Origin of the sequence: Lacticaseibacillus pantheris DSM 15945 = JCM 12539 = NBRC 106106 (genome assembly GCF_001311175.1) — a bacterium.
Taxonomy (GTDB): Bacteria; Bacillota; Bacilli; order Lactobacillales; family Lactobacillaceae; genus Lacticaseibacillus; species Lacticaseibacillus pantheris.
In genome coordinates this window covers 1-25,388 of record NZ_BBAI01000024.1, presented here as the reverse complement: position 1 = coordinate 25,388, position 25,388 = coordinate 1, and the positions used below count along the sequence as shown (strand labels likewise).

Here is a 25,388-nt window from a genome sequence, read left to right as displayed (position 1 = left end):
CGAGAGGACTAAGCGTGGTAGTCCTCCAGTGCCTGGCCAACGCCTGTAACAATGCTCAACATAAATGTTTATCCTTTCATCCGGCACTTCCTGCACCGATATCTGCAGTTTAGCAAAAATAACGTTGCGGCACAATTAATCGCTACAAATTGCATGGGGCTGCTAAACCGCCGGCCGGCAATTACGAACACGATCAGTATTAGTAATCCTCATAAATTGACATCGCCGCACAATCTAATGTTTTATTTTGAAAATGAATGGGAAATCGTTAGTTCTAACCCGCGCTCACAGCGATTAAGGCCACCAACTACCCCCGCCACTATATCCACTTATTGTCCTGAGCCACGCTAATCGCCTCAAGTCGGCTGTGCACACCCAGCTTGCTAAAGATGGCCGACAAATAGTTGCGCACGGTGCCGTCCGATAGGTGCATCCTGGTGGCGATGTCGTGGGTAGTCCCTCCGGCAACAGAATCTACTAACACCGATTGTTCCCGAGCGGTTAAAGGATTATGGGCAACCGAAACCATGTTAATAACGAGCTCCGGATCAAAGCGTGTTAGTCCGTGCACCACGTCGCGAATGGTTGCCACCAGCTGGTCACTAGGACTATCCTTCAGCAAATATCCAGCAACGGAGGCTGCAACGGCACGTTCAAAGTACGACTTCTGCGCAAAAGTGGTCAGAATAATTACCCTGGTTTCCGGCTGGACCCGGTTAAGTTCCGCCGCAACGTCCAACCCGGTACTTTGAGGCATTTCGATATCCAGGACGGCCACGTTTGGCTTTAGTCGTAAAATATCGTTCAACGCAGTAGCACCATCCAGAGCCGAGCCCACCACCTGGAGATCATCCTCGAGATTCAGCAACTTAGTTAACGCTGAATTTAACATGCTTTGGTCTTCCGCCAAATAGACTGAAATCACTCGCTCACCCCCTGAGGCAATCTTAACGTGACAATGGTGCCAACGCGGTTTGTCCGGATATCAAAACTACCACCAACTGCAACCATCCGGTCGTGCATGCCAGCAAGGCCATTACTGCCCGGACGGTGAAATTCGTGTCCCTCACCATCATCTTGAATGGTCACTTCATACCCGTCCCTGCCGCGTATAAAACCCACGGTGACTTTGCAAGCACGTGCATGCCGAACCACATTGGTCAGTGCTTCCTGAACAACGGGCGCCAACTCCGACTGGACCACTGTTGGCCACTGCACAGATAGTGACTCACCAAAGGTCATTAGACTGACACCAGCCGCATCCAGGGTCTGACTTTGCGTAACTAGCACCTCACTCAACGATTGCTGGTGCAAATCATTCACGATCGTCCGCACCAGCTGTAAATTATCACGACTAGTCGCCTCGATGTCTGTCAGTTCAGCCGCAACTTGTTCAGGATACTTGGACAATAATTTACGGGCCAACTCAGTCTTCACGGTAATCATCGAGAAACTCTGACCCAACGTATCGTGTAGGTCACGGGCAATGCGTTCACGCTCATCCCGCTGCACGACTGCCTCCAAACGCCGGTTGGCCTGACGCACCTTACGGCCAGCAAATACCTCTCGAGCAAAAAAAGTACGCCAGCCATGGTGATACCAGGGGAAAAAAAATGCACCCACTATGTCCCCACTATGCCAGTCCAGATAACCCGGGGTTGCCAGCCCATCACGAATAAAACTGGCCACCACAATTGACTCATACACCAGGAAAAACCAGCGTGCCTGGCGCCGTCCGCGAACCGTCTGCGCCAGGATAAAAGGCACTTGCCAGGCTGGAAAAATAATCATGTAGTTGTTTATTGCCACCAGTGAAAAAAACGGCGCAAATCAACAATTCTGCCGGAATTGTCAGCACCCGGTACCGGGGAAATTCAACAACGGCAATATAAATTGCCACAAAGGCTGCACCCAACGCCATCCAGAAATAATCATCCCAGTTCTTAGCCGGTAAGTATGTCAATAAATTAAACGGAACGTAAATAAGCCAAATATAGCTGACCCACTCGATGGTTGAAAAACGTTGCCGCCACTTACTATTCTGTAACACCCAACTGCCACCGCCCTATCAATACTTTTTGCACTGCCAACAAAGCAGCCACAATTAACAACCAACCAATAACTATGCTCCAATCATAACCCGGCAAGGGCTGCTTGACGACAATATCATTTAGTAATTGGTCCAAGCGATACGTGGGCAAAAGCTTTCCGATGACCTGGAGCCAGTGAGGTAGCATTGTCAACGGCCACCACAGGCCACTAATAATGGCAATCGGAAACGTTAATATGTTACTGACCACACTAAGGGTTTCCTCGCGGTGAATCCGACTAATCAACACCCCAATAACCAAGAGCGGCAATTCACCCACTAAGGCCACCACCATAATCAATAGTACTTGGTCGATACCTAAACTAACGTGGTTGAGTCCCACTGCCAACCCCAACATTATGCTGGTCGACAGAATTGTCATAATCAAAAAGCACAACGCAATCGAACAATAGTATGGCCGCAATCCAACTGGCGTCTGCCGCAATCGCTCCAAATAACCACTACGCCGATCCCGCTGAACTAGCGCGGCGAGACCAAAGAAAGCACTGATGAGCAAACTATAAACCACCATGCTGCCCATATAATTGCCGGCTAGTAGTGCTTGTTCCGCCCGCGTGCCACTAGCCATTATTTTGGTAAACAATATGTAGAATCCTGCGGGCATCAACACCGAAAAAAAATAAAAATGGTAGGTTGCGTAATACTTCTCTCCGTATGTCAAAAGCGAACTGGTTAGCATAGGTTTTCATTCTACCACCTCCGTTTGTATCATCGTGCTAAATATTGAGGACAATGACTCTTTGGCGACTGTCAGGCCACTCAGTTGCCCAAAATGGTGGACCAAAGCCGACAATGTGGCATCCCCGTCCGTACTGATAACCTCCCAGTACGCGCCAGAACGCCGCACGGATTGAACTCCAGGCACTCCTTTGAGTTGTCCAGCAGTCATCGTGCCCGTAAATCGTATTCTGGTCTGTACGTATTGTGCCTGTAACTCTGCAAAGCTACCCTGAAATCTGATTTGCCCAGCTTGCAAAATTAACAGTTGATCAGCAACATCCTGTAACTCCTCCAAATAATGACTAGTAATGATAATTGTCACCCCCGTCTGCCGCATTTGTTCTAACTTTCGCCATAAGTGGTCACGTGCGTCCACATCCATTCCCACCGTTGGCTCGTCTAAAAACAACAGTTGTGGTTTACCCACCAGTGCCGATAAAAACGTCACGCGCCGAAGTTGCCCTCCCGATAATCGATTAATACGGCGGTTACTCAAAGTCGCTAGGCCATTGTCCGCTAGTAACTGGTCCACATTGGCCTGCTGGGGATAACCGGCGCGCAAATTATTCAGTAACTCCTTCACCGTTACCCCAGGCAACCGTAAATCTCCCTGCGGCATTGCCCCAATCCCAGCATAGATTTGCGGGTCACCCTGGTGCTGACCTAGAACTGTAATTGCACCGTTTCCCGCTAGTTCGCCCTGTAATAGTTTAAGGAGCGTGGTCTTACCCGCGCCATTAACACCAATCAGACCGATAATCGCACCCGCGTCAACGTCGAAACTCAAATTATTCAACACTGGGTAGTCGCCGTAACTAAACGATAAATTTTGTACCTTGATTGCCTTTGCCATTTGCTCGCCTCCATACCCATAGAATACGCACTTTCAGACGGCAGCAATAGTCACGATTGTCATCAATTACGTATGACAAATGTCATTAAAAATATGTCTAACGATAACCACCTGGTGTACACTAAAGGCCAACACCATAAAGAAAGAAGTTGACTACATGCCACGCTGTGACTGGGCAACCGATACCAACCCGTTAATGACACACTACCACGACTACGAGTGGGGTGTACCCACCACCGATGAACGGGAAACCTTTGAACTACTAACCCTAGAATCCATGCAGGCCGGGTTAAGCTGGCAAACCATTCTCAATAAGCGTACTAATTTCCGGCGTGCCTTTGATAATTTCGATGTCGACAAAGTTGCGGCTTACGACGACCGCGACGTCGAACGTCTGCGCGCCGACGCCGGCATCGTGCGCAACCGGCTGAAGATTAACGCCGCCATCAATAACGCCCGCGTTATTCAGGCTTGGCATAGCGACGGCCGGACACTAAACGCTTGGCTATGGCATTACGTGGACAACCACCCCATCGTCCACCGGTACGCTACCCAAGCGGAACTACCAGCGCAAACCGCGCTCGCCGAACGTGTCAGTAAGGACCTCAAGCAGGCTGGATTCCGCTTTGTGGGTCCCACGATTATTCAATCGTTTCTCGAAGCCCTCGGTATCTTGGATGACCACATGGCTGGTTGTACCATTAACCACCTAAGTGAGTAATTCCAAAAAAAATTAAGGTTAATTCTGTCAGCTTCCTTAGGAATACTAGCTAGACAAAGGCACGCCGTACCACCACCCACGGCAATTCAAAGGTACGTGGGAAGTCATCACTCCGCCGAGTCAGTGAACTCCCAAACAGCCAAAATTTCCACGGTAACGCAAAAAATTCTGACTACCTAAAGTCAGAATTTTTTTTGTGCCTGTATTACGCATTGCCATCACGTCGGCGCCAACGCGTGACCAACTCCGCCACATTATTATCGTCCACGCAGAAGCGCTGCACCACCACCGTACTATCTGCACGACCAGTCATGATACGCGGCTGGTCGCCCGCAACAATCTCGCGGCGAAAACGGATGTCAATCTGCTCACACCAATACAACTGAAATTGTTCTGGTGGCAACATCCCCATCGCCAAATCAAAGTAGCGGGTATTGTGCAGATGCTGATTATGGTCAATATCGTCCGGACGTAGCCCGACCGGCCGCGTAATACCAATTGCGGTGGTAATCCGCGGGAAGTGCAGGCGATCTACACGCCTAATCGGCAATCCTTCTGGCAACCCCAGAGCGGCATCATCCAAACGCGTCAACGTGCGGGACGACTGGTTGAGCAGACCCCAAACACTCCGGATGGTCACGACCCGCTGTTGTTGCTGGTCCGTCACGTAGACCGTTCGTAAACTAACGTGGTGGTCACGCCGATACGGCAACCCGGAAAGATTCAGCGTCATACCGGGAACAACGGGCTGGTCAAAGTTGATGGCGTACTGCAATACAATCCACGTCAGGAGCACCCCGTCAGTTGTCAATGAGCGCTGCCGCTGATCCATCAAATCCAAGCACGCTTGAACAAGTACACCCGGCAGCCGCTCGGGAGTGACGTCCGTTGGCACCACAAACTGTCCGAGTTCCTTTGCGTCCATCATTGTCCCCCATACTACCTGCCAGCATACTACATCAAGTGCACGCCCTTGTCGACGTAAATAATATCACCGGTCACACCGGAGGACATATCACTGAGCAATAATGCCGCCGTATTGCCGATTTCTTCCTGGGTCACCGACTCGCCGTCCACCGTGGCCTCACGGGACATCTTCAGTAGTGAACCGTGATTCTTAACCCCGGTGACGGCCAAAGTCTTGATCGCACCCGCGGAAATGGCGTTGACCCGCACGTGCTGCGGGCCCAATTCCTTAGCGGTATAACGGACGTTGGCCTCCAACGCGGCTTTGGCCACCCCCATTATGTTGTAGTTCGGAATCACGTGCGTAGACCCAAAGTAGGTCAGGGTTAACACGCTACGGAGTTCGGGGAAAAGCCGCACCGCGCTGCGCGTGACCGCCAAAAACGAGTACGCACTGATGTCCTGAGCCAGGTTGTACCCCGCCTTGCTGATTTGCAGGACATCGTTTTCCAAACTTTCCTTATCGGCGTACGCAATTGCGTGGACGAGGCCGTCGACGGGACCATATTGCTCACGAATACTAGTGAAGGCCGCGTCAATGTTGCCTCATCGGCCACGTCGCATTGCACCATGGGCTGATCCGGGTCAACAAAACGGAGTAGGCTTTTGCGCAGACGGTCGTTTTGGTACGTGAGGACGACTTTGCCGCCACTAGCCATAATGGCCTGCGCACATCCCCACGCGATACTGTTCTTGTTGGCGACCCCCATCACGATGACGGTCTTACCGTTTAAAATATCCATTACTTTCCTGTCCTCTCTGGTTCACTGTTCCTGGAGTCCGTCGGTACCAAAGCTGCGGTAACGGCGGTGTCGTGCGTTCATTAATTGTTGCGTTGGGAGTGCCGTTAATTCAGCCATGGTGGCAATTAATTCGGCCCGCAACCCGCTCGCGCCGGCAGCGTCCGTCACTTCTGGTACGATGCGGTCAACAATACCGTCCGCCAAAATCTCTGCTGGCGTCAGCCGCATTTGTTCAGCCGCCTCAGCCGCGCGCTGACCATCGCGCCACAAAATCGAGGCATACCCTTCCGGCGACAGAATGGAGTAAGTACTTTGCGCGAACATCCAAGTTTGGTCTCCGCACGCCAAGGCGAGCGCGCCACCACTACCGGCCTCACCTACAATCACGCTGATTGTCGGCACGGGTAGGCTGACCCCCGTCAAAATACACTGAGCAATGGCATCCCCCTGACCGTGATACTCCGCCTCAACGCCCGGATACGCTCCGGGGGTGTTGATGAGGTTGAGCACCGGCCGACGAAATTTGGCTGCCTGCCGCATCAACCGAATTGCCTTGCGGTAACCTTCTGGGGTGGCACACCCAAAGTGGCACGCCTGCGACTCGGCCAGCGTTCGCCCCTTATTGGTCCCAATCACGGTCACCGCCTGGTCACCCAGAAACCCGACACCCCCAATAATAGCGGGGTCGTCACCGTGTTCCCGGTCGCCATGAAATTCGTGAAAGTGCGTCACCAACTGTTCGATCAGCCAGGGAGTGCTCGCTTTGTCCTGGCTTCGGGCTTGACGCACCACATCGTAAGCTGTACTCATTGTCTAACCTCCGCTAACTGGTGCATCCGCAGCAGGTCCACCAAGTACGCCTTCTGCTCGGATCGGGGCACAATTGCATCCACAAACCCGTTGTGGAGCAGCGTTTCTGCGCGCTGAAAGTCGCGTGGTGGATCAACGTGTAGGGTCTGTTGAATCACTCGCCGGCCGGTAAAGCCAACGAGCGCATGCGGTTCGGCCAACGTAATATCGGCCTCCATCGCAAAACTGGCGGTCACACCACCCGTAGTGGGGTCCGTTAGCATCACGGCGTACAACAGTCCGGCCCGCGCATGGTCAGCCACCGCCTGGGACACCTTTGCCATTTGCATCAGGGAGAACAAACCCTCCTGCATCCGGGCGCCGCCAGAAGCGGTGTACAAAATCACCGGTAATTTGCGGGTGGTCGCCACTTCAAACAGGCGGGCCAGCTTTTCACCAGCAACCCGGCCCAGACTCCCCATCATGAAGTGGGTGTCCATCACCCCAAGTGCGGCCGGGTAGCCACCCATGCGGACACACCCCGTCCAGACGCTCTCCTTGATGCCTGAGTTGGCCTGGGCACGCGCCAACTTTTGCTGGTAGGCTGCGTCGGTGACTGCAGCATCAACCACCAAATCAGGATTAATCGCCGTTGCCTCATCAGTTAACATCGCCACGCGCTCCAAGGCACCCATCCGCATACCGTACCCGCACAGCGGGCACTCGTCATAAACGGTCAACTCGGCGTGGTAGTACACCTCACCGCAGAAGGGGCACTTAACGTACAGATTGTCCGGAATTTTATCCATCCGGGCGGCCAACTGCTGCCGGTCACTCTGGTTAAATTTGCTCATGTTCTTTCAACCACCTTGGTAGAAAATCGGTCTCAACGTAATCAATCGTACTGTCGTCATTCACAAAGGCGGGTGCGTGCACCAGGTCGCCAAGAAATTCTTGGTTAGTAGCCACACCATCAACCCTCAACTCACCCAGCACCCGGTCCATCCGGCGTAGAGCCGGTGCCGGTCCATAGCACTCACAATCACTTTGCTAATCATGGAATCATAATAGGGAGCGATGGTTGCGGGCCCGACTAGACTGGTATCAATCCGCACGCCCAGAGTTCCGGTGGGTAACACCAGCGCGGTAATTTTACCCGCGGACGGCAGGAAGCCCGCCCGCGGATTCTCCGCATTAATTCGGCACTCAAGCGCGTACTGCCGGATTGTAATATCGTCCTGCGTCCACGGCAACGGTTTACCTGCCGCCACCAAAATTTGCGCGGCAATTAGGTTCACACCAGTCACCTCTTCGGTCACCGTGTGTTCAACCTGGAGCCGGGTGTTCATTTCCATAAAGTAAAAGTGGTGGTCCCGATCCATTAGGAATTCAAAGGTGCCCGTATTCCGGTAGTCGATTGCGTGGCAGGCCTTAATGACGAGGTCACCCAATTGTTCGCGTTCCTCGGCAGTAACCATGCTACTCGGACTTTCCTCAATTAACTTTTGGTGGTGACGTTGTAACGAGCAATCCCGCTCGGGAAAGTACACCACGTGGCCGAAGCTGTCCGCCATCACCTGCATCTCAATATGCTTGGCGTTCGTGATGACCTTTTCCATGTACACACTATCGGCCCCAAATGACAGGTTGGCCTCGCGCTGCACGTCATCAAAGCACTTACGTAGCTCGTCGTCATTGGCTACCACCCGCATGCCCTTGCCACCACCACCGGCAGTGGCCTTCAGCATAACGGGATAACCCAAATCAGTGGCTACAGCGACCGCACTTTCAGCATCACTGAGCACCGCACTACTGCCCGGAATAACCGGTACACCAGCCGCCTTCATCACCGCACGCGCACTCGCCTTATCACCCATTTGCTCGATCACGTTACTGGCCGGGCCAATAAACGTCAGGTCACACTCGGCACACATTTGCGCAAACTGCGCATTTTCGGATAAAAAGCCGTATCCCGGGTGAATCGCGTCACTACCGGTTAAACAAGCAGTACTAATAATTTCCTTCATATTCAGGTAGGAGTCTGCCGGCAACGGTCCACCGATGCACACCGCCTCGTCCGCAATCTGCGTAAAGTAGGCATCCCGATCGGCCGTCGAATAGACCGCGACGGAACGTAAACCTAATTCCCGAAGGTTGCGGATAATCTGCACCGCAATCTCCCCGCGGTTGGCAACGAGTACCTTTTTAAACATAATCACCGCTCCTTTGCATCCACAACGGCAAACACCAAAGTAGCCCGGTACACCACTTGATCACGCACCGTCAAAGTCCCCGCACCCACACCAATGGGCCCACGCATTTTGAGTAGCTCAACCGCACAGACTAGCTCGTCGCCTGTTAATACCGGGGCGAGAATTTCGGCGGAACGGATACCGCCGAACAAAACGTTCTTATCGCCTTCCTGATCAGCCAAAATTGCCAGCGCACCAGTCTGAGCCGTCATTTCTGTGAGTACAAACGCCGGCACGGATAACTGGTGGTCACCAGCTTTGCCCGCGAAAAACCACTCGTCAACGGTCACCATCTTGCGGGTCACCGCGCTTACGCCAGGGGTGACCGCCCTAACTTGGTCAACAAAGAGGAATGGCGGCCGTTGCGGAATAACTGTCGTGATGTCCATGCAACTACACCTGCTCAATCTGCATCAGTGGCTGATCGTACTCAACCAGCGTGCCGTCATCAACCAGCACGGCCTTCAGCACCCCACCAACGGGGGCCTTAACCTCGTTCACCATCTTCATGGCCTCAATCAGGCACACGACCTCACCCGCTGCTACTGGGTCACCAACCTGTTTAAATACCGGCTGATCCGGTTGGGGTGCAAAGTAGACTACCCCCACTAGCGGTGCCGTAACCGATGTGGTGTTGGCGGATACCGGTAACGGCCCGCCGTCTGCAGTGGCCGGCTCCGCAACCGGGCCGCTACTGGTCGGCGGCGTACTAACCGGCGCCGGGGCCGCCCCTGGCTTACTTAACACCAACTTGAAGTTGTCATCAGTAATCTGTAGGTGGTCAAGCGACGACCGTTCAAAGCGGTCCACCAAACGCTCAATTTCTTCTTCTTGCATCGGGTTACGCCCCCCATCGTTTAAACGCTAGCACTGCATTGTGCCCGCCAAAGCCAAACGAATTACTCAAAGCGTAGTCCACCCGCCGTTGCCGGTTGCTTGGTGTGACCAAGTGCACGTCACATTCAGGGTCCTGGTCAAAGCAGCCGACGTTCACCGGTAGCTCGCCGTTAAGCGCACCCACTGTCGCCACTGCCTCGATTGCACCGGCAGCACCCAACAGGTGACCAGTCATACCCTTGGTGCTGCTAACTAAGACGTCAGCATCACCAAACAACGATTTAATTGCCCGACTTTCCGCCTGGTCGTTCGCCATGGTGGCCGTGCCGTGAGCGTTAATGTACCCCACGTCGGCCGGCGCGATTCCAGCTTCATCCACCGCCTGGGCCATCGCCCGAATTGCGCCTGCGCCGGATGGGTCTGGGGCGGTCACGTGGTACGCGTCCGCGGTACTGCCATAACCAACGACCTCACCGTAAATTTGGGCTCCGCGTGCCTGGGCGTGTTCTAATTCCTCAAGCACCAACGTGGCTGCGCCTTCGCCCATAACGAACCCGTTACGGTTGGCGTCAAACGGCATTGAAGCCCGCTCCGGGTCAGTCGATCGGGACAGGGCTGTAAGTGCGGCAAACCCGGCGATACCGATTTCGTTGACCGATGCTTCCGCGCCACCGGTAATCATCACTTGGGCGCGACCCAGGCGGATGGCATCAAAGGCGTTGCCAATTGCGTTAGTCGCGGAGGCACACGCCGTCACGACCGCCTGGCTGACATTTTGCGCGTTAAACTGGATGGACAGGTTACCCGCCGCCATGTTAATAATCGAATTGGAAACGAACAAAGGCGACACCCGTTTGGGCCCCTTGTCGTGCATCTTAATGACCTGCTGTTCGATGGTACCGAGGCCACCAATCCCCGAGCCGTAAATTACGCCCAGTTCCAGCGGGTCCACACCGCCATCCACTAATCCAGCCATAGTCATGGCTTCCGTCGCGCTGTAGAGTGCATACTGCGAAAAGAGGTCCATCCGCTTAGCCGTCTTAGCCGACATCCACACGGTGGGATCAAAGTCACGCACCTCGCCGGCAACGGTCACGCCGGTGTCGGCGTCAAACTTTGTGATGGGGCCAATACCGACCTTACCTTTATGAACACCATCCAGGAATTCCCTGGTTGTGTTACCTAAAGGCGTGACGGCCCCCATGCCAGTTATTACTACTCGTTTCATTCAATGCCTCCTATAACGTGAGCCCACCATCAACGGTGATAACCTGGCCAGTAATGTATTGGTTGCCCAATAAAAATGCGACCACGTCAGCCACCTCATCCGGCTCAGCAAAGCGTTTAAGCGGAATGCTGTCCTGTAACCGTTGCGTCACCTTTGCACTTAACGACTCGGTCATTTGCGTGGCAACCATGCCTGGCGCCACCGCGTTACAGCGCACGTTCCGCAGTGCACCCTCCTTGGCTGTAGTTTTCATCAGGCCAATGAGCCCCGCCTTGCTGGCAGCGTAATTGGCCTGGCCAACGTTACCGACCAGCCCGACCACACTACTAATATCGATAATGCTACCGTGGCGTTGCTTTTGCATCACGCGCAAAGCTGGCTTGGTCATGTTGAATGCCCCAACGAGGTTAGTGTTCAGGACGGCCGTAAAGTCGTCTACTTTCATCCTGGTGAGTAACGCGTCCCGCGTAATACCCGCATTATTAACCAACGCCAGTAATTGTTCATCGGGGTGGCAACTATCCACCACCATTTGTTGCGCCTCATCCGCGTTAGTGACATCACCGCGGACCGTACGGATGCCTAGCGCATCAAAGTTGGTCTGCACATCATCCGTCAAAGCTCGACGAATGGTGACCGCAACGGTGTACCCATCACGGGCCAACCGCTCCGCTATAGCCCGGCCAATCCCGCGTCCACCACCAGTTACTAGTACCACGCCTGTTTCCATTAGTAATTACCGCCTCACTATGACTTGGCTACCAATGCACCCCGCACCTCGTTGAGCGATGCTATGTCGCTCACGTGATAACGTTCCGCATTCGGCAGCGTCTGCTTTACAAAACTACTCAAAGTATGACCGGGGCCAACCTCGACGAATCGGTCTACACCTAGGGAGCTCAAAGCCTGCAATCCCGCCCCAAAATGCGTGGGGTTAGTCAGTTGACGAACCAAAGTCCCCTTGACCGTGCCCGCCACAAACGGTTGAACCGTGGTGTTACTAATGACCGGTACGGTAGTGGGCCCGAATGGGACTGACGCCAACCGATTGGCTAGTTGTTCAGCGGCTGGTTGCATCAACGGTGTGTGTGAGGCAACCACTTTGAGGGTCATGGCGCGCTTAATACCCTGCTGCTTTAGCTGGGCAACGAGCGTATCCACGGCTTCCTCGCGGCCACCAACAACCAGTTGGCTTGCCGTGTTGTTGTTGGCTACGTACACTCCGTCGATAGTCTGCACTAACCGGCGCACTTCATCCTGCCGGTCCGTCATCACCGCAGCCATCTTACCCGGCACGGCTTGACCAGCTGCCGCCATATACCGGGCGCGATCCGCGACGAGCTGGACACCATCCGCCAGCGTTAAACTACCGGCTGCTGTCAACGCCGCGTATTCACCCAGACTCAGCCCCAGCATTCCGGCTGGTACAGGCAGTTCCTGTGCTAACACGCGGGCAATCCCCACACTCATCGTGTAGATAGCGACCTGGGCGTTTTGCGGGCCCCAAATACTACGGGATTCCTCAAATCAACCGCCAGGGCGTCCGCCGCTTCGTTCACTACGTCACGGTAAACTGCTTCTTGCTGGTACAGGTCCTGCCCCATTTGGGCGGTTTGTTGCCCCTGGCCGGCAAATAAATACCCTACCGTCATGACGCTACCTACGCCTGTGTCTTGGCAGCGAGCTTGCCCTGTACGTACGTCGCCAAATCATCGATGGTGTCGATAGTTTCATCGGTATCAATTTCAATCTCAAACTCGTCTTCAATTTCGTTTACTAGTTCAAAGACATCCAGGCTATCCAGGTTCAAATCGTTCTTAAACGACATGGTTGGGGTGACGTTATCGCCCTCAATGCCATCGTCTGCCTTAACCAGTGCCAAAATCTTCGTAATAATTTCTTCTTTAGTCATCGTAGTTTCTCCTTTTTTTTGTCTATGCGTTAGTATTCAATCAGCGCAGCGCCGGCGGTTAACCCGCCACCAAATGCACAAAATAGTACCTTGTCACCGGGCCGAATACGGCCACTGGCAACTAGTTCAGCGAATAATATGGCTCACTGGCCCCCGCTGTGTTACCGTACTCATCCATGTTGAACGGATACTGGGCGGCGGTGAGCCCCACCTTATTAGCCAGTTGTTCCACCATACGCTGGTTGGCCTGGTGAAATACCACCACGTCCACATCCGTAATGTCCGTGTGGGTCTGTGCTAACAATGCCGTAATAAGATCCGGGGCGGTTTTCACCACAAAGTTATAAACGGCGTGGCCATCCATTCTGAAGTAAGGGTCACCGTCAATTGGGACCGCGAAGGGGCTGTGATTACCGGTCAATCCAGCGGTGAGCTTCTGGCCGTCCTGTCCCTGCGTGATGAACCGTTCGCCTAAATACGCTCCGTGTGCGGACTGCATGTCCAGCAGCACCCCGCCGGCACCATCACCAAACAAGATTGCCGTCGACCGGTCGTGCCAGTCCAAAATCTTACTCAGTACTTCGGCACCAATGACCATCACGTAGCGGTCATTACGGACCGTCGCCAGTCCACGGGCGGCCGATAATGCCGCCACGAAGCCTGTGCACGCCGAACCAATATCGAGACTCATTACGTTGTGGGCGCCAATGGCACCCGCTACCGTTGCTGCCACACTCGGCATGGTGTACGTCGGTGACATAGTCGCGACCAGGATAAGGTCCAACTCATCAGCTGTGATTCCACTTTTGCGCAACAGCTGGTGGGCGACGTCCGTAGCTAAACTTTCGGTTGTTTCCGTTTGGACAACGTGCCGGCGCTCAATGCCCGTCCGTTGCCTAATCCACTCGTCACTGGTGGTCATAAACTGCGTCAGGTCTCATTGGTTACCACCTGGTCAGGTGTAGCCAACGCCGAACCGATTATTGCAAAACCCATATGGTTGCACCTACTTACTTGCTGTCGTTAAAAATTGCTCCAGGTTTTGAAGTGCGTGCTTAATTAGTCCCACTTCTTGGGTATCCATCCCGTGTAAGAAGCTCTTAACGATTTGCCGATGAAAGGCATCATGCGCTCGGTAAAGTAGTTTACCCCGATTAGTGAGTTCCAAGTGCTGAACCCGACCATCGTGGCGATCCGGAACCCGTTGCACGTATCCTTTGCGCACAAGTCCCTTCACGTTGGTTGACAGCGTGCCCTTAGTCAGGTGCAACTCCTGTGCAACCTCAGTACTACTCTTGTGTCCGTGTAGTGAAATGGCGTGAATTAGATGAATATCCTTCACCGATACGTCCTTAAACGTGCTGGCACGCAACGACTGCTCCTCAATGCGCATGATGTGGTCATATACGTTGACCAACGCATCGTTAATAACGTTAAAATCCTGCTTACTTAGTTCTGGCATCCCATTTTCCATCCTCAACTAGGAGTGGCCGCGGCCCCTTCCGTATTTGGTGACACGATAAAGGTTAATTCGGCCTTGGCGGCGACGTTGTCACCGACCATTGCGTACGTGTGCACCACTCCCATGTTATTACGCCGCTTAGTAAATTCAACGTGCAGTTTAAGCACGTCACCTGGGCGAACAATCTGATGAAACTTTGCGGACGAAATAGCGCCTAAGTACGCCGTTTGCCCAGCGAATTCTGGTGACTTGAGAATCAGAATCGACGCGGCCTGAGCCAGCGATTCGATGATCAACACACCAGGCATCACAGGATTGCCAGGAAAATGCCCCTGGAAAAACTGCTCGTTAATTGTGACGTTCTTGGTCGCAATAATCGATTCCCCGGGATTAAGCTCATCCACATGATCCATAAACAGGATGGGGTACCGGTTGGGAATCAACTGCATAATTGTTTGTGCATCCATTACTGCCAAAAAAATTCTAACCTCCTTGGGTCTACGGGGATAACCTAACCGTCATCGTGGCTAGTCACCCCACCGCCAATACGGAGGGGACAACGACAAGTCACGTCCCCGTGCGTAAGATGTATCAACGTAAATTAGTTTGAATGTCGAACCGTTTGCGTTGAATGTGACCAATATAATTTCTGGTAGTTTGAAAGTCAAACGATTTACGCTTATGCGTAACAGTTGAAACAGGACGACGTTTTTGCGTGAATTGGTGGATGTCGAACCATGATTAATGACCAATAATTGATCTGTTCTTCGTCATCAAACTAGGTCTATAATCACTCAAAGGCTTGTGGTAGCAACGGCTACAGCGTGCACGCATATCCCCGTTCAGGCAATCACCGGTCATGATATCTGTCAATCGGCCATCGCAGTCAATCGGCCTTTTTGAGGGTGTCATGACTGAGTAGCGTTACAGCCGTTCACCATGGTTAGCGGTAAATCAAAAAATCCCGCCACCACAATTCATGCAACGAATTGTGGTGGCGGGATAATAAACGCATACCTCATAATGGACCCAAACGGACTTGAACCGTCGACCTCCTACATGCGAAGCAGGCGCTCTCCCAACTGAGCTATGGGCCCATAACTTACCCTAATATTTTAGCACGTCCGCAAGTAAGCGCAATAGCGAAATGCAACAATAACGACTGAACGTTAATATAGCGGACGGCAGCAGCGGACGGCAGCGTAGGCCGGACCGGTGAGCTGCGGCTTTCGTGGGACGCTCCATGGTAACCACTGCTAGGGCGAAGGATTGGTGGGTGCGAACGCGTGGGCGGGTTTGGGGTTGCGGCTTACGTGTCCTACGCCCCAAACCGCCCACGGGTTCCCAATACATGGTGGCAGTAGCTACCATTCAGACCCCACACGCCTCCGCTCACCAGTCCGACCGACGCGGCCTCACGCTACTGTGTCCACAACCTCTACAGTCACGACACCCAGACCCAAAGTCCTCCCGCTGTTTCCCATTATATGTGTAATGTCGGAAAACACCGTAGTTTGAGTGAACAATCGCGTGAACACTTCCTGCACGGGGAATACGGCGGGACTTCGAGGCACGTTGTCAAAATTGACAGTCTAACTTCACACCGTGACGGGCATGGATGGCCACGCTATTTTAACGTTATATCAAACTTATCTATTCATTGTAACGATTGACATCCGCCGTTGGTCGTACTGGTGTGGTGGTGGAGGTTAAGCGGCTGGTCCCCGCGACGGCTGTATACCCGTAGTTCTGTTAGAGTTACTGCCAGTTAGTGCGCAAGCACTTACTGGCAGTTACGATTTACAGAATCAAATTGGCTAGACCGAGCGGGCTTTGCTCGGGCTACGGCAATTCGCGGTAGCACGGCACGGGCGTGAGCGTGAGGTTCACAGCACCGGTCGCGGGGACCAGCCGCTCAACCGGAACCACCACACCAGTACGGCCAGCCACCGCAGCGGTCACCGTGGAGCGGTCCACCAAGTCGCAGTACCCCACAGCACCTCCACCGGTCAGAACCGCCCCCCTGTGCACATTGGAAGAAAACGGAACATTAACGACTATAAGTCACATTGAATGCCCAACCCAGGCGCATCCGTCAGCGTGTACACGCCGCCCTCCTGAGTGAACCCACCGCTGAGCCATTCGGGTTCGGCAAAGTCCATGAAGGCGTCCAAGTCGGCGTACTGCGCGTTACGGTGCGCCGCGACAAAGTGGACGGCCGCGGTGATGCCAATCCGGGTTTCCACCATGCATCCCAACATGACCGGAATGCCGGCAGCTTCGGCAACCGCGTTAATTTGACTGGCGCCCCACAGTCCGGAAGCCTTTTGCAACTTAATGTTGACGATATCCGCCCCGCCCGTTGCCAGCACGTGAAAAGCATCATGAGCATCGTGCACACTCTCATCGACCATAACCGGTTGGTCGACCAGTTCCCGCACTAGCGGCAACTGGTGCGTCTGCGCTGCCGGCAGCGGCTGCTCGACGGCGGAAACGTCGTCACCAAACGCACGCATCATCCGCTTGGCCTGCTTCGGCGTCCACGCCTGGTTGGCATCAATCCGAATGTCCACCGTTGGTCCAACGGCAGCACGAATCGCACGCACCGCTGCCAGATCCTGCTGGTCGTCCCCACCAACTTTGACCTTCAACTCGGTAAAGCCCGCGGCTACCCGGGCCTGGGCCTCCTCTGCCATCGCGGCTGGGTCATCGATACCAATCGTGAAGTCGCTCACGATTTGGTTGCTGTTCCCACCCAACAATTGGTACAAAGGAAGTCCAGCTGCCTGCCCCAGGATATCGTAACAGGCAATATCAATACCGGCCTTGGCCGCCGTGTGTCCGACCGTCGTCGCATCAAGTGCGCTATGTATTTGCTCAATTAACCGGGGATCCATCCCCACCAGCTGCTCCGCAAAGGTCGTCAGCATGACCATCTCGGTCTCAATGCTTTCCCCCGTCACCGGCTCAAAGGGACTCGCTTCGCCATACCCTACCCAGCCCGTATCGGTGGTCACCTTAACGATAATGGTTTGCAGTTCATCAATGGTAGCAAAAGCAATTTTAAACGGATGGTGTAGCGTCACGGCCTGCTTGAAGCTTTCAATCTTGGTAATTCTCATCTTTTCACCCCGCAATCTAATTTATTTCAGTTTATACTAATTCTGACGCAAACGAAAGTACCGGCTACTGACGCCCCAGATGATGAACGGCGAAGTTGGCCACGTCCTTAATGATCGAAACATCATCCTTAAACGCCATGCCATCGTTTAGGCTAAGCCGCAGACAATCAACGTCGGCAAACTAAAGGTTGAAAAATTACGATTTTTATATTAGATTGGCATTACAATAATTTAATTTTTGAGGGAGAATCCGCTATGCAAAAAAAATACTGGTCATTAATGGCACTATCCGCGGTAATGCTGCTCGCCGCGTGTGGTAAGCAATCATCTTCGGGTGGAAAACCCCAAACCATCGCCCGCATGTCGGCGGACGTAATTGCGACGATGGATACCGCCAAGTTTAGCGATGGTGTGTCTTCACAGGCCATGTCGGACACCATGGCCGGGCTCTACCGCTATAAGAACAACAAGCTGACTCCAGACATGGCCGCTAAACGGGCCACCGTATCAAAGGATCAGAAAACATACACCTTCCATCTCCGTAAGAATATTCGCTGGTCAGACGGCAAAACGGTCACCGCGGAGGACTTCGTTTACGCCTGGCAACGCGTGGCGAATCCGGCCACCAAGTCGCCATACGCGTACATACTGAGCGGTATTAAAAACGCAGACGCCATCCTAACCGGTAAGGCAAAGGCCAGTTCATTGGGCGTGAAGGCCATCGACAAACATACCTTCCAGGTCACACTGGAGAAGCCAATGCCCTACTTTGAAAGCATGATTTGCCTCCAAACCTTTGACCCGGTGGAAAAATCGGTGGTCGAAAAATACGGCAGTAAGTACGCCACCAGCGCTACCAAGCTGACCTTTAACGGACCGTACATTCTCAAAAACTGGAACGGGGCTAATAATTCCTGGACGGAAACTAAGAATCCCCGCTACTGGAACGCCAGTCAGTACCACGTCCAAAAACTCAAATACCAAGTGGTGAAGGACGCATCCACAGCGATGAACCTGTACTCCAGCGGTAAGTTGGACGACGTAACGGTCACCGGCGATGATGCCCAACAATCCAAAAACGATCCTGGTTACAACGTCGTTAAGCAATCCTGGCTAACTTACCTGTCGATGAATAAGGACGTGGTACCCGCCTTTGGCAACGTCCAGATCCGGCGTGCGCTATCCTTAGCCATCAACCGCTCCGCATTCATCAAGCAAGTACTGGGCGACGGCTCCACGCCCGCACGCTCCATGGTGCCCACCAACATGATGTACAATGAACAAACCAACGCTGACTTTGGTAAGGAAGCAATCAAAGGTGGTTACGGACAGTACACCGCGTACGACCTCAAGCAAGCACGGCAACTCTTCAAGGACGGTATGGCTGCCACTGGTACCACCAGTCTGAACTTCACCTTGGTAACCTCGGACAGTACTGCGGACAAGAACACCGCGACGTACCTCCAGTCCGCCTTTGCTAAACTCGCCACCGGCAACCTCAAAGTGAACGTGACGATTAAGTCGGTACCCCAAAAGAACTGGCTCGAACTGGGCCGCGCCCACGAATACGGCATGCTCATGTCCCTGTGGGGAGCCGACTACCCGGACGCTTCCAACTTCCTGAACCGGTACACGACGAGCACCCAGGACTTCAGCGGTGCTTGGAGCAACGCGCAGTACGACCAGTACATTAGCGACGCCGCGGGTAAGGACGCCACCAATAGCAGCAAACGCTGGCGGGACCTGATGGCCGCCAACCGCCTGATTACGAAGGACATGGGCTCAATCCCCCTGTACCAATGGGGAACCGCTCACCTGACCAAAACCTCGGTGAAGGGCATGACCTACGAACCCAACAGTATGTTTGAATACACGGGGGCCACTAACAAGTAATTTGCTGGGACAATTATCACGTCCGACAGCCCCAAAAAGGTGAACCACCATGACCCGCGCGGTCTGGTGGTTCACCTTTTTGTCTCTCCATATTACTGCACGATGCGGTCACGGCCACCCTGCTTCGCCTCGTACAACTTGGCGTCGGTCCTGGCAATGGCCTGCCGTAACGGTTCGTCCATGCCGGGAACGCGCGCCATTCCCACGGAGAGCGTGATCCGGCGTTCGGGATGGGACCGCATCACCACGAGGTCGCGTAACCTGCGTACGTACGCTTCCACAGCAACTTTGGCCTCCTCATCAGTCAGTTCATACAGGAAGACACTAAATTCTTCCCCACCAGTGCGATATACACCGCAGAAGTATGGCATCGCCGCGAGGTACGCCTCAATGTCGCGGGCAAAGGAGATCAGGACCTCGTTACCCGTCAGGTGGCCATACGTATCGTTAATCTGCTTAAAATGGTCAATGTCAATCATCACCAGGGTCAGACGCGCAGTCGGATCGTTACGCATCATTCCCTGGTACGTCTGGTAGTCCTTCCGGAACAGGTGCAAACTGCGAATACCGGTCAACTCGTCATGGTTGCTACTGTAGCGTAACTGACGGCCCTGCTCCTGGCGGTCAACGACCACGTGGCCGTACCAATGAGCTACCAACATCGTGAACACGACAATAGCACCCACGATGCTGCGTCCTGCGTATCCCATTGGTTCACCAGGGTTGCCGTGGTCCAGGTCACCCCACCAACAACCACGGTCATGAGGACGAACCGCCAAGCACGTTCATTAAACCACCCGTTGAAATAATTCACGACCAACAGGACCACCAACGGAATGAGCGTCAATAACGATGTCCCCCACAACGTCCAGTTCAAAGCGCCAGTGACGACAAGAATGACGGCGTACATCTGGCGACTTTGTAATCGCGTGCTGTTATACAGCAAGGTTCCGAACAGGGCGGCGTCGCCAATCCACGTATCAATCTCGTTGAGTGGTGTGAGCCACCGCAGACACCCAATGATGGCCACCGCAGACACCGTAACGGGCAATTCCGGCGCAACGGTCCTAGTGGTCATTCGCGCGTAAAAACGGGGGAAAACATCCTCCAACGCGTCGAGCACACTAATTAAGCCGGCCATATAAAAAAACCAGGCAAAAAGTTACTGTTCCTATCAATGCCATCCGGTCAAGTCCCCACACTTGTCTATAAATTGATTAATCCATTAGGCATAATCGTACACTATTACCACCCTTTACGGTAAACATTACAACCGTTCCGCTAAAAATATCTTGACCACCGGCACCATACTCCGAAGATTTATTCACCACAAATAACACGTGCGGTCTTGCCCATACACCCTATCAGCGCGATAATAAGGCCACAAAGTGTGCTAGTTTGCCGGATTACAACCACACAACATAACGCCAACGGTTTACCGCCACGTTTAGATGTACGTGCACACATCAGAGGGGGAAGTTAGCTCGTGTCAGACATTACCGAGAACCAAATTCAGCATTTCTTCATCAACGCCATGGTCGCCGATGCATTCGGAGTGCCCGTCGAGTTTCGCGTGCGGGATACCTATCATGTTGATGGCATGACTGGCCACGGCACGTACGACCAACCGGTGGGCAGTTGGTCCGACGACAGCTCGCTCACGCTAGTCCTCGCCGAGAACCTGACCCATCACGGCTCACCCACAACTATGATGCAGCGCTTTGTGGCGTACTTGCAAGAGGGTGAATATACTCCCTCCGGTACCACCTTTGATGTCGGGGCCGGCACCAGCCGCGCCATTATGGCGTTTATCAAGGCACGCCGGCGGAGCAAAGTGGCGACCGGAGCGAGTACGCCAACGGCAATGGTGCGCTCATGCGGCTGGCCCCACTCGCCTTTGCCCTGGTCAACGAACCAAGTGTTGACGTTAGGCTGCACGATGAGCAAGCATACACCACGACCACTCACGGACACCCACGCAGCGTCATTGCCAGCACCATCTACGTTGAACTTCTCCGGGCGTTACTGCGCGGACACAGTCTCACTGACGGCCTGGCGACGGCGCACCGGATGATGGAACGGTGCCGCTTTGACCGGGATGAATACAACTACTTTGACCGTATCTGGGAGCGCGACTTGCGCAAACACCCGTGACCATGATTCGCTCAATTGGCTACGTGGTGGACACGCTCGAAGCCGCGATCTGGCTGAACCTGAACGCTGAAAGTCTCGATGAACTCATTATTAAAGCCGCCAACCTCGGTGAGGACACCGACACGATTGCACAAATTGCGACCTGCCTGTTTTCCGCGGCCCACCCCGACGCAACCGTGCCGGCAGATTGGGCTAAACAACTGGTGCACACGGATCAAATGGACACGATTATTCACGATTTCGCGCACCACTTTGCCACAACCGTAAAATAAGTTCGCCCACAATTAAAACCGACGCACATCGACGCCGTCCGGCTTCTGACCGATCGAAGTTATGGTGAGCAGCCGGCCTACAAACGTGGACCACAATGCAGCTCCCTGTGCCAAGCACAATAATGCCGATATTCCTAAGTTCAGGAATATCGGCATTATTACGTTAGTGCTCGGGAACCAACCGCATTGTGGCCCACTCCTCCTATTATTTACGCCTCAACCCGCTGGCGTTCCACCAAGCCGTTGAACCCATCCTGCAAGTAATGGTACAACCACTCATTTTCATCCCGGAGACTAGCCGGATTACGGGACAAAATCCAGTCTTGCAACGCCGTAATCAGCGCCTCGCTGAGAATCGATTGCAGAAACTTAACGTAGGTATCCGCCACGCTGATGTGCTCCGTCCGGCCCATATCGGTCAGCACGTCAGCAATCATGGTGCTAATATGCCGCCGAATCACGTCTGCCGGCGCATTCTGCACGTCCAGCGATAGCACCCGCTGGTAGAAGGCCCGATTGTCGTCAAAGTAGCGCAGGATACTGGTCAGCGTCTGCGGCCAATATTCATAATGACGGCAATACGCGGCCGCATGGTCAATTTCCTCACGGTAAATAAAGCCCAACACGTCGTATTTATCCCGGAAAAAGTCGTAAAAGGTTTGGCGTCGGAGACCAGCCGTCGCCATAATAACGGATACGTTAACCTGATTAAACGGCTGACTAACCACCACCCGCTTGGTCGCCGTGCAAATCTCCTGTTGCGTCACGTTCACGTGAACATCCCCTCTTTGTCGCTACCATCATACCACCGGACACAGGGGTTTGTGTGTCCGTTACGCTGACTTTTTGTCAGTGCTACTATAAACGTGTCGGTAAGAGTCATATCACTATTAGGGGGTAACATTTATGAGTAACGTATTGATTTTAGGTGCACACGGGCAAATTGCCAGTCTTGCCCGGACGCAACTGTTACAGGAAACTAACCACCACCTCACCCTTTTTCTCCGGAACGCGCAACGCATTAAGCACGTCGACGCCAGCAGAGAAACGGTGATTGATGGTGACGCTACTGATGCACAGCAACTCACCACGGCCATGCAGGGCATCGACGTGGTGTACGCCAACTTGGGCAACGCCCGTATTGAGGACCAGGCCCGCGCCGTGGTGACCGCGATGAATAACGCTGGCATCAAGCGCCTAATCTGGATTTCGACTTTGGGCATCTACGACGAAGTCCCCGGCTCATTTGGTCGGTGGAACCACCAGATGTTGGACGGCGGCTACTTGGAGCACTACGCCGCAGCGGCGCAGGTCATCGAAGCATCCGACCTCAACTACACCATCATCCGTCCGGCATGGCTGTCAAACCGGGACGTTGTCGATTACGAAACTACGCAGAAGGGCGAACCGTTCAAGGGCACCGAGGTATCGCGTAAGAGCATTGCGGATTACGTCGTCAACCTGATTAACGACCCCGCCAAGGAAGTCCGCCACTCCGTTGGTGTAAACCAACCGCACACTGATGGCAGTAAACCATCATTTTACTAACCGCACAACGCAATATTGGGGGCCGCACTCTACCGGGTGCAGTCCCCTTTTGTGTGCAGTACAGCATTCGCACCTAACTGTCGGACCGTACCCTTTGTTATCGTAGTTTGTTATGATTAAATCATCTAGTTTTAAGAGGGAGTGCGCTATGTCCAGCAACAAACAACCAATAACCATTACGTTACCGTCATCCGTCGCCAACCAACTTGGCGTCAACAACGACACGCCAATGCGCGTCGCGGTCAAAAACGACCGTTTGATTCTGCGCCCGGCCACCGGTGACCGCGGTGAACGTCTTGGTCTGCGGTGGCCGCTAATTGTGACCGTTATTCTCACGGTGGGCGTATACCTGTATTGGATTAGTCAAAAAAATGGGCACAGTTGCGTTATCTGGCGACGTTTCACTAGCCAGTATGGTGATCGGTTGCGCGTTAGTTGCGGGGATGATGCTGTTCACCGGCAACCTCATCACCGCGCGCAACCGCCACGAGGTACCGCATATCTACTGGCGCAACCTCCCCGTTATCATTGCCTCATTCACCATTATGTTGGCTTTGGCTTTGGTTGGTGGATTCTGGGTTCTCGGCCAGTTATTTCCTGGAGCTACCTTTGACCTGGTGACGGCGGCCATTATTTTCTTCATTATGACGCTGATCACCAACTACCTGATGTCACAGGCCGCTCGCAACGTAGACGCAGGTACCCTCAGCACCCTCCTGACCGTCGTCATCATTACGGGCGTGGTGATTGCAATGGCTTCGAACAACCATCGGCGGTGGTGGCAGCACAACCTCAGCTTTCTGGGTACCAACTTGGCCAATAATGCGTGGCAGTTCAACTTCACGCTGATCATTGCGGCACTGCTGATGATTGCATTGGTCGACACGCTCTTCGTCGCCATTAGCGCCCGTTATCCTGGCAACCGCCGGATTAACATCATGCGTGGGATGCTGTCGCTGGTTGCACTCGATGTTGCGTGTATCGGGTTATTCCCCAATAACGCGGCCTTCCACGTCCTGCACGACCAGGCGGCCGGAATGCTGATTATTCTACTAGCGGCCCTAATTATCGGCATTCGCTGGTTACTACCCGGTGTATCCAAAGACTTCCTGTTTTTGTCATACATGGTGGCTACTGCCTGGTAATTCTCAACTTTGGGTTCCGTTTATTCGGCTACCCCTCCCTCACCTCGTTCGAAATTCAGGCGTTTACCGTGGCCTTTGGCTGGCTGCTACTGCTGTTCGGCCGTTTGCGTGTACTCGCCACTCAGGACCAATGGACTTGGGACGTGTTGGTCAAAGTCGCGGAGTGAACCGCAGCGATGATGTTATAATCAAAGTAAATAATTTTGCTTGGAGGCGCCCACCATGTCTGATGACCAAATGCAGGACCACCTAAACAACGCGATGTACGGCCCGCGCCAAACTAATCCGGATGAACGGCGACACTATCTGGCTCATTGCGGGAACGTGTGCTTTTACGGGTTGACAACAGCAATATGGCTCAGGCCACGACTTTGCCCGCACTACGCACGCAGTTACCACCACTGGTTGGGGAAGACCATCACGCGCTCATTAACGGGAAACTCGACGTCACGGTTACTGGCCCCGTCATGAAACTATTGGGTGATATCGACATGCCACTAACGATGGTGAACGACGCCACCGCGCAAACGGCAGACGACGCTCCCGGTTTACTCGTAGTGAGCGACCACGCGGTTAATCGGGACGATATTTCCTTACACTTAACCGCCACGACAAACGCCGATGCCCCGCAAAAGAAAAAGGGGCTCTTCGGGTTCTTACA

General features: G+C 53.6%; 25 protein-coding genes, 1 tRNA gene and 6 pseudogenes. 7 read left to right on the top strand and 25 right to left on the bottom strand.

Going from position 1 to position 25,388, the window contains the following annotated elements; genetic code table 11:
• Positions 1–319: 319 nt before the first annotated feature.
• The 4 genes and pseudogenes from JCM12539_RS08340 to JCM12539_RS08325 all read right to left on the bottom strand — a co-directional run bounded on the left by JCM12539_RS08340 (position 320) and on the right by JCM12539_RS08325 (position 3,683).
• Positions 320–925: a response regulator transcription factor gene (locus tag JCM12539_RS08340; protein ID WP_054650652.1), complete on the bottom strand. Its 606-nt coding sequence runs from the start codon at positions 923–925 to the stop codon at positions 320–322.
• Positions 922–1,921, bottom strand: a pseudogene (locus tag JCM12539_RS08335) (sensor histidine kinase). Before JCM12539_RS08335 ends, JCM12539_RS08340 begins: the two are co-directional and overlap by 4 nt.
• A gap of 115 nt (positions 1,922–2,036) precedes the next feature.
• Complete coding sequence (locus JCM12539_RS08330; protein ID WP_263849777.1) at positions 2,037–2,693, bottom strand: ABC transporter permease; 657 nt, start codon at positions 2,691–2,693, stop codon at positions 2,037–2,039.
• A gap of 102 nt (positions 2,694–2,795) precedes the next feature.
• Positions 2,796–3,683: an ABC transporter ATP-binding protein gene (locus JCM12539_RS08325; RefSeq protein WP_054650651.1), complete on the bottom strand. Its 888-nt coding sequence runs from the start codon at positions 3,681–3,683 to the stop codon at positions 2,796–2,798.
• Between the two features lie 157 nt (positions 3,684–3,840).
• Here JCM12539_RS08325 and JCM12539_RS08320 point away from each other — a divergent pair, with 157 nt between their 5' ends.
• Entirely contained in the window at positions 3,841–4,404 is a 564-nt protein-coding gene (locus JCM12539_RS08320; protein ID WP_054650649.1) for a DNA-3-methyladenine glycosylase I, read from the top strand.
• A gap of 205 nt (positions 4,405–4,609) precedes the next feature.
• Here JCM12539_RS08320 and JCM12539_RS08315 read toward each other — a convergent pair whose 3' ends face one another.
• From JCM12539_RS08315 to JCM12539_RS08235, 18 genes and pseudogenes are all read right to left on the bottom strand, one after another.
• On the bottom strand, positions 4,610–5,329 hold the full coding sequence (locus JCM12539_RS08315; protein WP_054650647.1) for an acyl-ACP thioesterase domain-containing protein: 720 nt from the start codon (positions 5,327–5,329) through the stop codon (positions 4,610–4,612).
• 29 nt (positions 5,330–5,358) lie between these two features.
• Positions 5,359–6,113, bottom strand: a pseudogene (fabI, locus tag JCM12539_RS08310) (enoyl-ACP reductase FabI).
• Between the two features lie 21 nt (positions 6,114–6,134).
• A complete protein-coding gene (accA, locus tag JCM12539_RS08305; protein WP_054650645.1) occupies positions 6,135–6,923 on the bottom strand; it encodes an acetyl-CoA carboxylase carboxyltransferase subunit alpha in 789 nt (262 codons plus the stop codon).
• Complete coding sequence (locus JCM12539_RS08300) at positions 6,920–7,756, bottom strand: acetyl-CoA carboxylase carboxyltransferase subunit beta (RefSeq protein WP_054650643.1); 837 nt, start codon at positions 7,754–7,756, stop codon at positions 6,920–6,922. The genes accA and JCM12539_RS08300 overlap by 4 nt, the downstream gene beginning before the upstream one ends.
• Positions 7,743–9,115, bottom strand: a pseudogene (locus JCM12539_RS08295) (acetyl-CoA carboxylase biotin carboxylase subunit). Before JCM12539_RS08295 ends, JCM12539_RS08300 begins: the two are co-directional and overlap by 14 nt.
• A gap of 2 nt (positions 9,116–9,117) precedes the next feature.
• The gene (locus JCM12539_RS08290) at positions 9,118–9,543 is read right to left on the bottom strand and encodes a 3-hydroxyacyl-ACP dehydratase FabZ family protein (RefSeq protein ID WP_054650641.1); all 426 of its coding nucleotides are present in this window, start codon (positions 9,541–9,543) and stop codon (positions 9,118–9,120) included.
• 4 nt (positions 9,544–9,547) lie between these two features.
• Positions 9,548–9,991: an acetyl-CoA carboxylase biotin carboxyl carrier protein gene (locus JCM12539_RS08285; protein ID WP_054650639.1), complete on the bottom strand. Its 444-nt coding sequence runs from the start codon at positions 9,989–9,991 to the stop codon at positions 9,548–9,550.
• Positions 9,992–9,995: 4 nt separating this feature from the next.
• Positions 9,996–11,219 carry a beta-ketoacyl-ACP synthase II gene (fabF, locus tag JCM12539_RS08280; protein ID WP_054650637.1) on the bottom strand — a complete coding sequence of 408 codons (1,224 nt, stop codon included), beginning with the start codon at positions 11,217–11,219 and terminating at the stop codon, positions 9,996–9,998.
• A gap of 10 nt (positions 11,220–11,229) precedes the next feature.
• The gene (gene fabG / locus JCM12539_RS08275; RefSeq protein ID WP_054650635.1) at positions 11,230–11,949 is read right to left on the bottom strand and encodes a 3-oxoacyl-ACP reductase FabG; all 720 of its coding nucleotides are present in this window, start codon (positions 11,947–11,949) and stop codon (positions 11,230–11,232) included.
• A 17-nt stretch (positions 11,950–11,966) separates the two neighbouring features.
• Complete coding sequence (locus JCM12539_RS08270) at positions 11,967–12,668, bottom strand: ACP S-malonyltransferase (protein WP_263849776.1); 702 nt, start codon at positions 12,666–12,668, stop codon at positions 11,967–11,969.
• Positions 12,669–12,685: 17 nt separating this feature from the next.
• Positions 12,686–12,871 carry an acyltransferase domain-containing protein gene (locus tag JCM12539_RS08265; RefSeq protein ID WP_054650631.1) on the bottom strand — a complete coding sequence of 62 codons (186 nt, stop codon included), beginning with the start codon at positions 12,869–12,871 and terminating at the stop codon, positions 12,686–12,688.
• A gap of 8 nt (positions 12,872–12,879) precedes the next feature.
• Positions 12,880–13,131, bottom strand: coding sequence for an acyl carrier protein (locus JCM12539_RS08260; RefSeq protein ID WP_054650629.1), 252 nt, complete (start codon positions 13,129–13,131; stop codon positions 12,880–12,882).
• A gap of 29 nt (positions 13,132–13,160) precedes the next feature.
• Positions 13,161–14,053, bottom strand: a pseudogene (locus tag JCM12539_RS08255) (ketoacyl-ACP synthase III).
• An 84-nt stretch (positions 14,054–14,137) separates the two neighbouring features.
• Positions 14,138–14,593 (bottom strand): MarR family winged helix-turn-helix transcriptional regulator, encoded by a 456-nt coding sequence (locus JCM12539_RS08250; RefSeq protein ID WP_054650672.1) that lies wholly within the window; start codon positions 14,591–14,593, stop codon positions 14,138–14,140.
• 14 nt (positions 14,594–14,607) lie between these two features.
• Positions 14,608–15,060: a 3-hydroxyacyl-ACP dehydratase FabZ gene (fabZ, locus tag JCM12539_RS08245; protein ID WP_420835973.1), complete on the bottom strand. Its 453-nt coding sequence runs from the start codon at positions 15,058–15,060 to the stop codon at positions 14,608–14,610.
• 557 nt (positions 15,061–15,617) lie between these two features.
• Positions 15,618–15,690: transfer RNA gene (locus JCM12539_RS08240), tRNA-Ala, on the bottom strand.
• Positions 15,691–16,435: 745 nt separating this feature from the next.
• A complete protein-coding gene (locus JCM12539_RS13220) occupies positions 16,436–16,588 on the bottom strand; it encodes a hypothetical protein (protein ID WP_156302143.1) in 153 nt (50 codons plus the stop codon).
• A gap of 62 nt (positions 16,589–16,650) precedes the next feature.
• Positions 16,651–17,715: a mandelate racemase/muconate lactonizing enzyme family protein gene (locus JCM12539_RS08235; protein WP_054650625.1), complete on the bottom strand. Its 1,065-nt coding sequence runs from the start codon at positions 17,713–17,715 to the stop codon at positions 16,651–16,653.
• Between the two features lie 255 nt (positions 17,716–17,970).
• Between JCM12539_RS08235 and JCM12539_RS08230 the strand changes: the two genes are divergently transcribed.
• Positions 17,971–19,608 carry a peptide ABC transporter substrate-binding protein gene (locus JCM12539_RS08230; protein WP_054650623.1) on the top strand — a complete coding sequence of 546 codons (1,638 nt, stop codon included), beginning with the start codon at positions 17,971–17,973 and terminating at the stop codon, positions 19,606–19,608.
• Between the two features lie 92 nt (positions 19,609–19,700).
• Here JCM12539_RS08230 and JCM12539_RS08225 read toward each other — a convergent pair whose 3' ends face one another.
• Together JCM12539_RS08225 and JCM12539_RS08220 are read right to left on the bottom strand one after the other, a co-directional pair.
• A complete protein-coding gene (locus JCM12539_RS08225; protein WP_054650621.1) occupies positions 19,701–20,294 on the bottom strand; it encodes a GGDEF domain-containing protein in 594 nt (197 codons plus the stop codon).
• The gene (locus JCM12539_RS08220; protein WP_156302142.1) at positions 20,261–20,749 is read right to left on the bottom strand and encodes a hypothetical protein; all 489 of its coding nucleotides are present in this window, start codon (positions 20,747–20,749) and stop codon (positions 20,261–20,263) included. The genes JCM12539_RS08225 and JCM12539_RS08220 overlap by 34 nt, the downstream gene beginning before the upstream one ends.
• A 393-nt stretch (positions 20,750–21,142) precedes the next feature.
• On the opposite strand from JCM12539_RS08220, the pseudogene JCM12539_RS14750 reads away from it, so the two are divergent.
• Positions 21,143–21,762 (top strand): annotated as a pseudogene (locus tag JCM12539_RS14750) (ADP-ribosylglycohydrolase family protein).
• Positions 21,763–21,764: 2 nt separating this feature from the next.
• Entirely contained in the window at positions 21,765–22,034 is a 270-nt protein-coding gene (locus tag JCM12539_RS14745) for an ADP-ribosylglycohydrolase family protein (RefSeq protein WP_054650615.1), read from the top strand.
• Between the two features lie 209 nt (positions 22,035–22,243).
• Here JCM12539_RS14745 and JCM12539_RS08205 read toward each other — a convergent pair whose 3' ends face one another.
• Positions 22,244–22,807 (bottom strand): TetR/AcrR family transcriptional regulator C-terminal domain-containing protein, encoded by a 564-nt coding sequence (locus JCM12539_RS08205; protein ID WP_054650613.1) that lies wholly within the window; start codon positions 22,805–22,807, stop codon positions 22,244–22,246.
• A 133-nt stretch (positions 22,808–22,940) separates the two neighbouring features.
• On the opposite strand from JCM12539_RS08205, the gene JCM12539_RS08200 reads away from it, so the two are divergent.
• The 3 genes and pseudogenes from JCM12539_RS08200 to JCM12539_RS08190 form a co-directional block, all read left to right on the top strand.
• Positions 22,941–23,582: an SDR family oxidoreductase gene (locus JCM12539_RS08200; RefSeq protein WP_054650611.1), complete on the top strand. Its 642-nt coding sequence runs from the start codon at positions 22,941–22,943 to the stop codon at positions 23,580–23,582.
• A gap of 371 nt (positions 23,583–23,953) precedes the next feature.
• The gene (locus JCM12539_RS08195) at positions 23,954–24,727 is read left to right on the top strand and encodes a DUF998 domain-containing protein (protein WP_082405419.1); all 774 of its coding nucleotides are present in this window, start codon (positions 23,954–23,956) and stop codon (positions 24,725–24,727) included.
• A gap of 222 nt (positions 24,728–24,949) precedes the next feature.
• Positions 24,950–25,388 (top strand): annotated as a pseudogene (locus JCM12539_RS08190) (DUF1694 domain-containing protein); the annotation flags it as partial.